The organism is Thiomonas sp. TH-17 (assembly GCF_057473305.1).
Window position 1 is genome coordinate 1 of the sequence record NZ_JBYCKI010000317.1, and the last position, 11,223, is coordinate 11,223.

Consider the following 11,223-nt stretch of genomic DNA (forward strand, 5'->3'; position numbering starts at 1 on the left):
ATAAAAGCGCCTGGGTCAATGGACACGCTGAAAATGCTGGTTTCTTTGCTTGTGCTGAGTTTTCGGTTTGTCTATAAATAATGGACTTGTCCGTAACTCCCCGCCCACGATCATTCAGAATGACTGCCCACGATGGGCCAGAATACGCACCTGCGACACATCGATGGCCGTGGGCGTGCCGATCAGGGCCGCGCCGCGCGGCACACCCTTGACCGCCATCACGCGCGGATCGTGGCAGGCGCGCACGAAGGCGTAGGCCTCCTGCGTGGCAAAGCCCGTGTCCAGCGCGAAGCGCGCCAGCGGCATCGCCGCGCCCGAGGCGTGCGTCCACTGCTCGGCCAGCATCGCGGCCAGGGCTTTCCACACCGCGTCGCGGGCGGTGTCGCCCATCAGCACGCGATGCTCGACCAGCCACGATTCCTTGCCGCGCCCGAAGGCCCAGACCGAGGCCTCGATGCGATCCTTCTGCACGTCGGCCGCACCCACCAGCAGCAGGCCGCCCAGTGGCACTGTGCCCATCCGATAGTCATCGCGGCGCTCGACCAGTCGTTGCCAGTCGGGCGCTTCGCCTTCCTCGACCCAGGTCTCGCCCAGCTCGGTGTTCTTGAAGGTCTTGATGGCGGCGGCCGATCCCGACTCTTTACTGACGGCGGCTTCCCACGCAGCGGCGATCTCGCGCCACGACCGCCAACCCACCGGGCTGTACAGCGACGACAGGTGGAAGCCTGCGGTCTTACCCGCGCCATCGGTGATCATCGCGCGCCACTCGCCGTGCTCCAGCATCCACGTCTTGTGGTGCTCAGCAATCGCGGTGTCACATGACTCGCAGATGTAGGCAGCGGTCTCCGGTTGCCCTTTGTCCCAACGCAGCTGCTCGAAACGCAGCCACTGCCGATGCGAGCAATGCGGACACGGCACAAAGTAGCGGCGTTGGTCACTGGCCTCGTACTCGCGCTCGATAGCAGACGCCCCTGAGATCGTCGGCGTCGAGACGATGAAGATCTTGCGCCGCGCGAAGGTGCGGGTACGCGCCTCGGCCAGCGAGATCGCATCGCCTTCACCCTCGACGTCCAAGGGATAGCCGTCCACCTCGTCGAGGAAAAGATACCGCACCGGCATCGAGCGCAGCCCGACCGCGCTGTTGGCGCCGGTCATCACCAGCACGCCACCCCGGAACTCCTTGGCCAAGATGGTGTTGCCGGAATCCCGGCTACGCGCCGGTGCAATCAGTTCAGCCAGTGCGGACGACTCCTCGATCAGCGGATCGATCCGCTGCTTGGAGTTGCGCTTGGCCATCTCCACTGTCGGCCACACCGCCATCATTGGCCCGGGTGCGTGATGGATCACATAGCCGATCCAGTTCGATCCCATCTCGGTCGCGCCAAGCTGCGCCGCTTTCATGAACACCACACGCTCAACCGGCGAGGTCGGCGACAGGCAATCCATGATTGCTTTCAGGTACGGCGTGCGGCTGGTACGCCAGCGCCCGGGCTCGGCGGACGCCTTGCTGGAGAGGATCCGGTGGCGATCCGACCATTCGGACACGGTGAGCAGCGGGTCGGGCGTCAATCCTTCACGCCATGCGCGTTCGATCTCGGCAGCGCCTTCGTAGTCCATGTCCATCAATCCACCCTTGGGCGCATCTCGCCCAGTTCCTGCAGGTGCTCACGCACAGCTGCCTCCAGGGCGATGTGCATCGTGTGAGGATCGACGCCGAGCTTGGCTGCCATCTGTGCTGAGATGCGCGCGGGCCAGTTGAGCCACGCATCGCGTTCGGATCGCGCCAGCTTGAAAACATGGGCGATGGCCTGTGGCCGATCTACCAGCTCGCCTTTGAGACGGGCCAGGCGCACCTTGTTGGTTTGCGCCTTAACCACTTCGTTGACCGTGCGCGCTTGGAGCAGGGACGTGCCGCCTGCTGGCAATGCCGCTGGCCCATCACCCGGGGTGCCACCGGCTTCCGGTACGGCGACCTTGACCGCGCGGGTGGCCGTGCCGTTGCGCGGCGCATCGGAATTGCGTGCCCACTCCCGGTCGACGCGCTCGGCATCAATCGTTCCGTCTGCCTCCGGCGTGATCCGTCCCGCAGCGATGGCCTTGCGCACCGCCGCATCGGACACCCCTCGGTGGCGTGCGTAGGCACGAATCGAAATACCCATGTTTCCCCTTCGGGGCACCTTCAATCATTTGTTCGCTCATTTGCCAAATTCGCCTGCGGATTGAGCTTGGCTTCCATCTGGAACAGCGCGTTCATACGTTCGTCATCAACACCATGAAAGGGCACGGACATGAGCAACCTCGAACAACTCCTGACCCAGATCGCGCAAAACAAGCTGGGCATCGAAACCCTGGAGACCCGCCGCTCGGACAGCCTCGATTTCCACGACGTGGCGGTCTGGTGCTTGCGCGATGCACTCGAAGCAGCCTTCAACGCGGGTGTCGAGCAGGGCCGCAAAGCCACGAAGTCGGAAAAGGCCAACACCTGATTGAGAACCCCGAAAGCCAAGCAGAAAACGCTTGGCTTCACTGCCGAACAGCGCGTTCATCACATCACCGTCCACCACATCGAAGGAGCAAGACATGACCACCACCCAACTGACCCCGGCACAGCACACGATCCTGGCCCACGCTGTTGATCACACCAGCGGCAAAATCGACTGGTTCCCTGACAACATCAAAGGCGGCGCGCGCAAGAAAGTGCTCGACGGCTTGTTTAACCGCGCACTGATCACCACCGACGGCACCGACTGGTTTGTCGCGGCTGAGGGCTACGACGTCCTGGGCATGCCGCGCCCCGGATTGAAAAAGAAGAACGTCGGTCACTTCGAAGCCCATCTCGATCAGATCATCGCCAACGCTGAAGGCGCGTCAGCCGACACGAGCGATCACGAACTGGAAGCCGCAGTCACCGCCACCGAAGCAACGTGGGTCAAGCCTCGCACCCGCGACAACAGCAAGCAGGCCGAAGTGATCCGGATGCTGCAACGCCCCGAGGGCGCAACCATCGGCCAGATCTGCACCGCCACCGGCTGGCAGGCGCACACGGTGCGCGGCACCTTCGCCGGAGCCTTCAAGAAAAAGCTCGGCCTGAACATCGTCTCGGACAAGCCGCAGGGTGGCGAGCGGATCTACCGCATCGCCTGAGAACGAGCACAGCGAGTTTCGGCGAAGCCAAAAAGATGGCGAAAGGAGCCATGAATAGCTTGGCTTCTCTCCCCACTAGCGCGTTCATACAGATGTCGTGATTGACGACGCCATACCAGGAAAATCGCCATGAGCACCATGACCATCACCATCGAACGCACCCCACGCGCTCTGCAGTTCGCAGGCCAAAGCCTCCAGGTCGAAGAGTTGAGCATCCGCCTACCGTTTGCACGCAAACCTGCCGATCTCGGCGAACTGGGCGGGAGCGACCAGCACAAGGTCTACATCACCGAGACCAAGGAGCTCACCCCTGCCGAATTCGACGCTTTTGGGCGCAGCCTGCTGGTGTCACGCGACTGGCTGCGTGGCAAGGGTGGCGGCACTGGCGACGGCTACCTCTGCGTCAAGGTCACGGCTCCCGGACACCCTTACCTCTACGTCAATCCCGAGGGCGGTGATTACGCCCGCTACGTAGCCCGTCTCGGGTAAGCGAAATTGATCGAGAAAGAGGCCAGGAACAGCTTGGCTTCTCAATCGAACAGCGCGTTACTACAGGTGTCGCAACGATCAAACCGAAGGAGAAAACGCCATGACCAACAACCAGATCCCCACCACCCAGAACGAAGCCTGGGGTTTTTGGGGCACGATGAACGAACACGCCAGCGCCGCATGGCCCCTGGCCATGAACGCCATTTCGGATGCCACCTACCAGCCCCTCGAGTCGGTGCGAATCTTCCTCGACAGCCGCCACGGACGCCACTTTGCCGACGACGTCCAGAACGGTTTGCACCAAGGCCAAGCCTTGCAGGATGCGATCAAGGCCGCCACCCAACGTTGGATGGGCTGGACGATTGGCCGCCAGACCAGCAAGCAGTACGGCATCCCGCGCGGCCTGCCTTACCTGACAGGCTTTGTGATCCACTGCGAAATCTGCGAAGAGATGGCTGCCTGATGACAACGCTCGCCACCGAACGCGAGCAGGCGCTGCGTTGGCTGATTGCCAACCGGCGTCCAGACGTCTCCATCGAGCAGGCCGTGCGCGTCATGTGCATGGCTCTGCCGCGCGATCTCACCACTCTGCGAATCCTGCGGCGCATCGCCGAGGAAGAAGAGGCCAAGCAGCCTGGCCAGCCATTCAACTGGCGCACACTTCCTGGTCTGCTGCCTCGCGGATGGCCGTCTGGCCGGTGAAGTCCTCCCACCGGCGCACGATCACATCCACGTACTTCGGATCGAGTTCGATCAGTCGCGCGACGCGACCTGATTTTTCGGCCGCAATCAGCGTTGTGCCAGAACCACCGAACGGATCGAGCACTACGTTACCCGGGCGGCTCGAATTGCGGATCGCTCGCTCGACCAGCTCCACCGGCTTCATCGTCGGATGCAGATCGTTCTTCTGCGGCTTCTTGATAGCCCACACATCGCCCTGATCGCGGTCCCCGCACCAGTGGCGCTGTGCCCCCTCCCGCCATCCGTACAGGATTGGCTCGTACTGTCGCTGGTAATCGGCGCGCCCCAGGGTAAAGGTGTTCTTGGCCCAGATGATGAACGTCGACCACTTTCCCCCGGCGGCACGGAAGGCGGCCTGCAGCACATCCAGTTCGCTGGAGGACATCGCCACGTAGATCCCGCCCCGGCAATGGGCCACGGTAGGCGTCAGCGCCGCCAGCAGGAAGTCGTAGAAACCATCGCCCAAGTTGTCGTTGAGGATCGCGCGATCCTTGCCCCGCATCTTGTCCTTGGCGCTGTTGGCGTAGTTCACGTTGTACGGTGGGTCGGTGAACACCATGTCCGCCACATCACCTTGCATCAGTCGGGCATAGCTCCCAGCCACAGTCGAGTCGCCGCATAGCAGTCGGTGCTGGCCCATGATCCAGACATCGCCCGGGCGCGAGATGGGTGTCTCGCTAACTTCGGGCACCGCGTCCTCGTCGGTCTGACCTTCGTTGTCCGGCTCATCGCCCGCGATCAGTTCGGCCAGCGCGTCGGCGTCGAAGCCGGTGATGTCCAGATCGAACCCTTCCAGCTGCAATGCCTCCAGCTCGATCCGCAACATTGCGTCATCCCAGCCAGCGTTCTCCGCGATGCGGTTGTCTGCGATGACCAAGGCGCGGCGCTGGGTCGGGCTCAGGTGATCAAGGACGACCACGGGCACGATCTCAAGCCCCAGTTTCTGCGCAGCGGCCAAGCGCCCATGCCCAGCGACGATGATTCCGTCACTGCCTGCAAGGATCGGATTGGTGAAGCCAAACTCGGCAATCGATGCGGCGATCTGCGCCACCTGATCATCCGAGTGCGTCCGCGCATTGCGGGCATAGGGCAGCAGTTTGGCGGTCGGCCACTGCTCGATCTTGTCTGCCAACCAGTTCATGCCAGCACCTCATCATCAACGGTGGTGGCGCGCTCGGCGGCAACCTGTTCGAACGATTGACCTGTTGTCAGCAGCGTGACCGGCACGCCAGGGTGGTTCTGCTGAAAGCGCTTGATGGCCACGTCCACGTACTCCGGCGCGATCTCCATGCTGCGGCAGAGGCGGCCAGTGCGCTGCGCGGCCAGCATCGTGGTACCGCTTCCACCGAAGGGCTCGAACACAATGTCTCCGGCTTCGGTGTAAGCCTCGATGGCAAACTCCGGCAACGCCACCGGGAACACAGCCGGGTGATCAATGTCCTGCCCGATCTTGCCCTTGTGGCGCATCACACGGATCACCGAGTCGGGAATTCGGGTTTCCTGCGTCGGCTGACCCTTGTGCGTCCAGCCGCCGACCTCTCCATCCTTACCGCGCATCGCCGTGGACGAACCATCGGCACGCAGGTGCGATTCCTGGCCTGCGTGCTTGCAAGGCACGATCTTGTTGGGTTTGCGCGTGCTGCGATTGAAGTGGAAAACGAACTCGAAGCTGGGAGCCAGTCGGCCTTGCCAGTCGCCGGGCATGCCTGGCCCCTGATCCCAGACGTACCAGGCGAAGCGCCGCCACCCTTGCTGACGCATCCAGGACAGCCAGCCGTCCCAATAGGGGATGACTTCGTTGTCGCGGTGGATCAGCCCAAGATTGACCAGCACCTGTCCGTCGCCCGCCATCGGCAGATGCGCAAACACACCGCGCATCAGGGCATCCCAATCGGCAATGCCGCCGGAGGTGTAGTCGCGCTGGTTGCCATACGGCGGCGAAGTGAAGCAAAACTGCGCGGTGTCACCCTGCATCAGCGTGGCGACCACGGCAGGGTCGGTGGCGTCGCCACAGATCAATCGGTGCGAACCGATGGCCCAGACATCGCCTTCGCGCGAAACTGCGACCACTGGCGCAGCAGGCACATCATCTGCTGCATCGGGTTCGTCAGCGTCAGCTTCCTCCTGCGCCACCGGTTCCGCTTCAGTGAACGTGGCATCAGCCAGCAGCGCCTCGATCTCGATGGTTTCGAAGCCGGTCAGCGCCAGCTCGTAACCTGCTTCGGAAAGCTCCGCAAGTTCGAGCGCCAGCATCTCTTCGTCCCAGCCCGCATCAAGCGCCAGCCGGTTGTCGGCGATGACCAGCGCGCGTTTCTGCGCGGTGCTGAGGTGGGCCAGTTCAATCACTGGCACCTGATCCAGCCCCAGCTTGCGTGCAGCAGCCAAACGACCATGGCCCGCGATGATGCCGTTGTCGCCATCAACCAGTACCGGATTCGTCCAGCCGTATTCAACGATGCTGGCGGCGATCTTGGTGACTTGCGCCTCGGAATGCGTGCGCGGATTGCGGGCGTAGGGAATCAGCGCCTCGACCTTGCGGTACTCGACGTTGAGCGTATTCAAAGATGATGTCCTGAAAATAGAAAACCCGCCGACGACAGCCGTGGGCGGGTCTTGGGGGTTAGTGCGAACTGGCGGGTGCGAACTGCGAACCGTGCGAACCTTGGTTCGCACCCTGACGCTAAAAAAGCGCCGCGCTCGCGCCCCCCGCATTGGTTTTTGGCCAGGAAGGACCCGTGGATTTCCGGGCTGCTTCCTCTGCCGTCACCTCTGTCCAGACGATAGATGAATACTACGCAAGATCAGGTCGTTTTGTTGCAGGGGTAAAAACCGCTGATTGCCGCGTGATTGCGCACATCCCCGACCAAACGCGCCAAATCACGCCAAAACCCTACGCGACCACCACACCATTGAGTTGATCTGCGACCGTCTGCAATGCCCGCTGCCAATGCCGCCATGCCGTTGTGCGGTCGCAGGCAAAGCGGATCGTGATGTCCCGCCAGCCATAGCGCTTCGCGCGCATCCATACGAGATGACGTTGCTCAACTGTGAGCCACTGCACCCAGCGCATGACTTCCAGCATTCGTTCAATCGCGTCTGGACTCGGCGGAAAGGATCGATAAACCCTCTCGTCAGCAGCAAAGGTCTCCCACTCGTTTCGGACAATGGCAGGCCAGCAGTTGAAGTAGCCCTGCACTCGAACAGGAGGCAACCGCCGACTGGTGCTTGCCGCCTCTTCAAACCGAGCAGCAACGTCCTCGATAGTCCACTTAGTCATTGCGTCGCCCTCCGTAGAGCCGGTCACCGATGCGTCGCACGATCTCGCGCTCGATGAAGTCCAGACGTTCGTCGGATGCGTTGACCACCAGGATGTGTTGGTCACGCCAGCCACGTTCCTTGATTGCATCCAGATCCGTGGCCTGGGGCTGCAGACGACCCAGGGGGCAGCGGTATTGGTGTGTCGGCACCTTCATGTCACACCTCCTGTGTCTCGACAGCCCAGTGCAGCAAGGCCAGGGCGTCGGCTTCGTTGTCGTCGACAGGGGTGTGACCACGCAGGCGGACGGACGCGATCATGTCGTCCTTGCCCGCATTGCCCTTGCCGGTCGCGTGCTTCTTGATCGTGCCGACCGGAACACCCTGGTAAGGGATGTTGTGATGCTCACACCACGCAGTCAGGTGTCCCATGAAGCCACCGTAAGCGTGCGCAGCATCAACGCCAGCGTGCCGTCGAACTTCCTCGAAGAAAACCGCGTTGATGTGGTTGCTGGCCGAGAGCAGTTCATTGAGCCAGCGCTTGAAACGGAGGAAACGCATGCCGCCTCCCTCAAATCGCTGCGGCTTGAAGTGCTCCGTGCCGCTGGTGATCGTGCCGTCCAGGTGCAGCAATGCCCACCCAGTGTTTGTGCCCAGATCAAGGGCCAAGATCGTCGTGTTCATCGTCGTGCTCCAGTTCAAGGGGGAGTGACGGATGCGACGGGTTCTTTGAAGAACATTCCTTACGTGCGCGCACGCGTAGCGCGTCAATCAGGAAACCCGTCAAATCCGTCACTCGCCCGGATTGCTCAGTCATCTCGGTAGGGGTAGCCGTGGCTGTACGGCTTGGGTCTGAGGGCGATGCCCGTGATGCCACGCGCGCCCCCAGTCAGCCGACACTTCTCGAACTTGCGGGCCGCCATCAGTTCGGAAAAGCGCTTGACCGAGCCCACGTACTCACCCGCGCGCTCAGCCCATTCACGCCAGTCGGCGAACAATTCGGAAACGCCTTCGCGGTGGGGCTTGGCCAGCAGGCAACGCTCTTCGATCCACTGCCCGAGCGCGTCTTCGGCCTCGAAATACTCCTCGGTCGCCGACACCACACTGGCGGGCGGCTTCAGTCCTTGGCGTTGCCAAAGGCTGCAGCCCTCGACTGCCCACGCCAGAATGCCGTCCCGCTCCTTGAGCAGCTTTTCGGTCAGCCTGCCGTCACGCCGTTCGGGCGGAATCGTCACCGTGAACGGGATCAGGTGCAGTCGCCGCTTCATCGCCTCATCCACGTTGCGGATTGATGGCTTGTGGTTGCCCGCGATCACCAACTTGAACTGCGGCACGTACTCGAAGAAGTCCTGACGCATGAATCGCGCGGACACTTTGTCGCCACCGGTGATGGCCTTGACCTTGGATTCGTTCCACCGCCGACCCTGTTCAGTTTCGATGGATGACACAAAGCGTGAGCCGCGCAGGCCTGCCAGATCGGTCGGATGCCGGTCGGTGCGCGCCTCCATGAACGTGTCCATCGGCGCGTTGGCCGCGTAGTCGCCCAAGATGGTGGTCAGGACGTTGACGAACACCGACTTGCCGTTCGCGCCCGTCCCGTACAGGAAGAACAGCGCGTGCTCGCTGGTTACGCCCGTCAGGCAGTAGCCGACCATCAATTGCAGGTAGGCAATCAGTTCAGCGTCGCCGCCCGTGACGTCGGCCAGGAATGCGCGCCACGTCGGACTGTCGCCCTGCGGTGTGGCCGTGGTCACCTTGGTCATCCGATCATCGCGCCGGTGCGGTCGCATCCGGCCCGTGCGCAGATCAACCACGCCGCCTGGTGTGTTGAGCGCCCAAACGTCCGCATCCCACTCCTCGGCGGTGGACGCGTGCTTGGGATCGGAACGTGCGATTTTCTCGACGGACGAGATCGTGGCGGAGCTGGCCAGCTTGCCCTTGAGCCGAGGAGTGTCCGCCTTGAGCGACGCCATCCGGCAGATGCCACGCGCCAGGTGAGATACATAGAGGATCTGATCGGGATTCCAGCGCACCCCAGTCCAGACCAGCCACTTGCCCCACAGCGCGCAGTAGCGCCAGTCCTCGCCATAGCGGCGTGTGAAAGCCGAGGACAAGCCATCCTCCGTAGTCCAGTCGACGCCGGTCAGCAGATCCGGTGGTGGCGTCTCCTCGACCGAGCGCATCACCGGCATCCGCTCGCCGACCGCAAGGAAGCCTCTCACATCGAAGCCTTCCGGGATGGCGTCGGCCGCATCCCAGCCATCCGGTTTGTCATCGGGTGGCACCAGGATGGCGACCGTGGTCGCGCCCGCGTTCAGAATTGCTTGCGATGCACGGTCGGCGTAATCCCAGCCCGGCGCGTCCCGGTCAGGCCAGATCAGCACGGATTTGCCCGCCAGCGGCGACCAGTCGGTCTTGTCGACGGGAGCATTCGCGCCATGCATGGCCGTGGTTGCCACAACGCCGATGGCGATCAGTGCCTGCGCACATTTCTCGCCTTCGACCAGCACAACGTGACCATCGGCAGCCAGCCCCGGCTGGTTGTACAGCGGGCGCGGATCGGGCGGAGTCATCTTCCGCCGCTTGGCATCCCACGGCCGGAACTCCTTCTTGCGCCCGGGTGGGTCGTAGCGGTACACGACCGCAATCAGTTTACCGGTGGCATCGAAGTAGTCCCACTTGGCCGTGGCAGGGCCGAGTTCATCAACCGGCGCTTCCTTCTTGGCGCGGCGTACCGGCACAGATCGGGAACGACCGAGTAGATCGGCGGCCTCGTTGAGCACCCGAGGAAAGTCGGTGTGGACGTTGGCCCCGAGGTAGGCGGCGATCAAGGCAAAGATGTCACCACCATCACCCGTGGCACGATCCGTCCAGAGACCAGCCTTCTCGCCTTCGAGTACCACCTCGAGGCTGTCGCCCGGGCTGCCCAGGATGTCCCCGATCAAAAACTTGCCCCGACGCTTCTTTCCCGCCGGAAACATCGTGGTCAGGACTGATTCCATGCGTGCGATCAGTTCAGTGCGAATCTCGTCCCGCTCGCTGTCATTGACGTTGCGCCGGCCCGTTTCTCCCGGTGGTGATGTGTCATTGAAATCAAGCATCGGCACCACCCTCGTGTGACGTCTGCTGCGCAGCGATCCAGGCTTCCAGCTCGTTGGGTTTGAAGCGAACCAGTTTGCCGACGCGGTAATGCGGAATGCGACGCTCCTGTCGCTCCTTGGCTTGTGAGAGCCAATATGACGGCAGGTTGAACATCAGTGCAGCCTGGCGCACGTCGATCAGCTGCTCGCCAAGTACGTGATTCAAATTAGAGGTATTCATGCTTGTGTCCTCCAGCAGCGGTCTTGCCACGCGCACATCCGGCATTCAAAGTAGGTCGAGTCATGGAAGGCACGTGGCAGGAGCTCTCCCGCCTCGGTCGCCGTGATGACCTTGACCGCCCGATCCGACATGCGTTGGGCCAGTGCTGCGTCAAAGGGCACGAGCTCGGTGTAGATCTCCATCGTGTCGGCGTTGAGTGCCGTGAAGATCGCCGGGTGCTCGTGCAATTCGAGATAGGCTTGGTAGATCGCCACTTGCGCGGCGTAGACCGGC

Annotated in this window: 13 protein-coding genes and 2 pseudogenes; 5 read left to right on the forward strand and 10 right to left on the reverse strand. The window is 62.5% G+C overall.

What is annotated here, in order from left to right; all coding sequences use genetic code 11:
• Nucleotides 1-150 precede the first annotated feature (150 nt).
• Together AC2VLV_RS17270 and AC2VLV_RS17275 are read right to left on the reverse strand one after the other, a co-directional pair.
• Nucleotides 151-1,623, reverse strand: a pseudogene (locus AC2VLV_RS17270) (phage terminase large subunit family protein); the annotation flags it as partial.
• On the reverse strand, nt 1,623-2,159 hold the full coding sequence (locus AC2VLV_RS17275) for a hypothetical protein (protein ID WP_012080614.1): 537 nt from the start codon (nt 2,157-2,159) through the stop codon (nt 1,623-1,625). The pseudogene AC2VLV_RS17270 and the gene AC2VLV_RS17275, both read right to left, overlap by 1 nt.
• Before the next feature lie 129 nt (nt 2,160-2,288).
• Here AC2VLV_RS17275 and AC2VLV_RS17280 point away from each other — a divergent pair, with 129 nt between their 5' ends.
• From AC2VLV_RS17280 to AC2VLV_RS17300, 5 genes are all read left to right on the forward strand, one after another.
• Nucleotides 2,289-2,486 carry a DUF6900 domain-containing protein gene (locus tag AC2VLV_RS17280; protein WP_482532828.1) on the forward strand — a complete coding sequence of 66 codons (198 nt, stop codon included), beginning with the start codon at nt 2,289-2,291 and terminating at the stop codon, nt 2,484-2,486.
• Between the two features lie 94 nt (nt 2,487-2,580).
• The gene (locus AC2VLV_RS17285; protein WP_482532829.1) at nt 2,581-3,144 is read left to right on the forward strand and encodes a DUF3489 domain-containing protein; all 564 of its coding nucleotides are present in this window, start codon (nt 2,581-2,583) and stop codon (nt 3,142-3,144) included.
• A 129-nt stretch (nt 3,145-3,273) separates the two neighbouring features.
• Nucleotides 3,274-3,633, forward strand: a complete 360-nt coding sequence (locus tag AC2VLV_RS17290) for a hypothetical protein (protein ID WP_482532830.1) — start codon at nt 3,274-3,276, stop codon at nt 3,631-3,633.
• Nucleotides 3,634-3,733: 100 nt separating this feature from the next.
• A complete protein-coding gene (locus AC2VLV_RS17295) occupies nt 3,734-4,096 on the forward strand; it encodes a hypothetical protein (protein WP_482532831.1) in 363 nt (120 codons plus the stop codon).
• The gene (locus AC2VLV_RS17300) at nt 4,096-4,335 is read left to right on the forward strand and encodes a hypothetical protein (RefSeq protein ID WP_482532832.1); all 240 of its coding nucleotides are present in this window, start codon (nt 4,096-4,098) and stop codon (nt 4,333-4,335) included. The genes AC2VLV_RS17295 and AC2VLV_RS17300 overlap by 1 nt, the downstream gene beginning before the upstream one ends.
• On the opposite strand, the gene AC2VLV_RS17305 is transcribed toward AC2VLV_RS17300, so the two are convergent.
• The 8 genes and pseudogenes from AC2VLV_RS17305 to AC2VLV_RS17340 form a co-directional block, all read right to left on the reverse strand.
• Nucleotides 4,280-5,515: a site-specific DNA-methyltransferase gene (locus tag AC2VLV_RS17305; RefSeq protein ID WP_482532833.1), complete on the reverse strand. Its 1,236-nt coding sequence runs from the start codon at nt 5,513-5,515 to the stop codon at nt 4,280-4,282. The genes AC2VLV_RS17300 and AC2VLV_RS17305 overlap by 56 nt on opposite strands.
• Nucleotides 5,512-6,936 (reverse strand): site-specific DNA-methyltransferase, encoded by a 1,425-nt coding sequence (locus AC2VLV_RS17310; RefSeq protein ID WP_482532834.1) that lies wholly within the window; start codon nt 6,934-6,936, stop codon nt 5,512-5,514. The genes AC2VLV_RS17305 and AC2VLV_RS17310 overlap by 4 nt, the downstream gene beginning before the upstream one ends.
• Before the next feature lie 328 nt (nt 6,937-7,264).
• A complete protein-coding gene (locus AC2VLV_RS17315) occupies nt 7,265-7,651 on the reverse strand; it encodes a DUF6362 family protein (protein WP_024958063.1) in 387 nt (128 codons plus the stop codon).
• Nucleotides 7,644-7,847 carry a hypothetical protein gene (locus tag AC2VLV_RS17320; RefSeq protein WP_198848041.1) on the reverse strand — a complete coding sequence of 68 codons (204 nt, stop codon included), beginning with the start codon at nt 7,845-7,847 and terminating at the stop codon, nt 7,644-7,646. The genes AC2VLV_RS17315 and AC2VLV_RS17320 overlap by 8 nt, the downstream gene beginning before the upstream one ends.
• Before the next feature lies 1 nt (nt 7,848).
• On the reverse strand, nt 7,849-8,313 hold the full coding sequence (locus AC2VLV_RS17325) for a crossover junction endodeoxyribonuclease RuvC (protein WP_482532835.1): 465 nt from the start codon (nt 8,311-8,313) through the stop codon (nt 7,849-7,851).
• A gap of 125 nt (nt 8,314-8,438) precedes the next feature.
• Nucleotides 8,439-10,730: a phage/plasmid primase, P4 family gene (locus AC2VLV_RS17330; protein WP_482532836.1), complete on the reverse strand. Its 2,292-nt coding sequence runs from the start codon at nt 10,728-10,730 to the stop codon at nt 8,439-8,441.
• Nucleotides 10,723-10,950: a helix-turn-helix domain-containing protein gene (locus AC2VLV_RS17335; protein WP_024958067.1), complete on the reverse strand. Its 228-nt coding sequence runs from the start codon at nt 10,948-10,950 to the stop codon at nt 10,723-10,725. Before AC2VLV_RS17335 ends, AC2VLV_RS17330 begins: the two co-directional genes overlap by 8 nt.
• Nucleotides 10,947-11,223: pseudogene (locus AC2VLV_RS17340) on the reverse strand (hypothetical protein); the annotation flags it as partial. The pseudogene AC2VLV_RS17340 and the gene AC2VLV_RS17335, both read right to left, overlap by 4 nt.

Bases quoted from the DNA above. Each gene is read 5' to 3' on its own strand.
- AC2VLV_RS17275 (WP_012080614.1), bottom strand. From the start codon at position 2,159: ATGGGTATTTCGATTCGTGCCTACGCACGCCACCGAGGGGTGTCCGAT.
- AC2VLV_RS17280 (WP_482532828.1), top strand. From the start codon at position 2,289: ATGAGCAACCTCGAACAACTCCTGACCCAGATCGCGCAAAACAAGCTG.
- AC2VLV_RS17285 (WP_482532829.1), top strand. From the start codon at position 2,581: ATGACCACCACCCAACTGACCCCGGCACAGCACACGATCCTGGCCCAC.
- AC2VLV_RS17290 (WP_482532830.1), top strand. From the start codon at position 3,274: ATGAGCACCATGACCATCACCATCGAACGCACCCCACGCGCTCTGCAG.
- AC2VLV_RS17295 (WP_482532831.1), top strand. From the start codon at position 3,734: ATGACCAACAACCAGATCCCCACCACCCAGAACGAAGCCTGGGGTTTT.
- AC2VLV_RS17300 (WP_482532832.1), top strand. From the start codon at position 4,096: ATGACAACGCTCGCCACCGAACGCGAGCAGGCGCTGCGTTGGCTGATT.
- AC2VLV_RS17305 (WP_482532833.1), bottom strand. From the start codon at position 5,515: ATGAACTGGTTGGCAGACAAGATCGAGCAGTGGCCGACCGCCAAACTG.
- AC2VLV_RS17315 (WP_024958063.1), bottom strand. From the start codon at position 7,651: ATGACTAAGTGGACTATCGAGGACGTTGCTGCTCGGTTTGAAGAGGCG.
- AC2VLV_RS17320 (WP_198848041.1), bottom strand. From the start codon at position 7,847: ATGAAGGTGCCGACACACCAATACCGCTGCCCCCTGGGTCGTCTGCAG.
- AC2VLV_RS17325 (WP_482532835.1), bottom strand. From the start codon at position 8,313: ATGAACACGACGATCTTGGCCCTTGATCTGGGCACAAACACTGGGTGG.
- AC2VLV_RS17330 (WP_482532836.1), bottom strand. From the start codon at position 10,730: ATGCTTGATTTCAATGACACATCACCACCGGGAGAAACGGGCCGGCGC.
- AC2VLV_RS17335 (WP_024958067.1), bottom strand. From the start codon at position 10,950: ATGAATACCTCTAATTTGAATCACGTACTTGGCGAGCAGCTGATCGAC.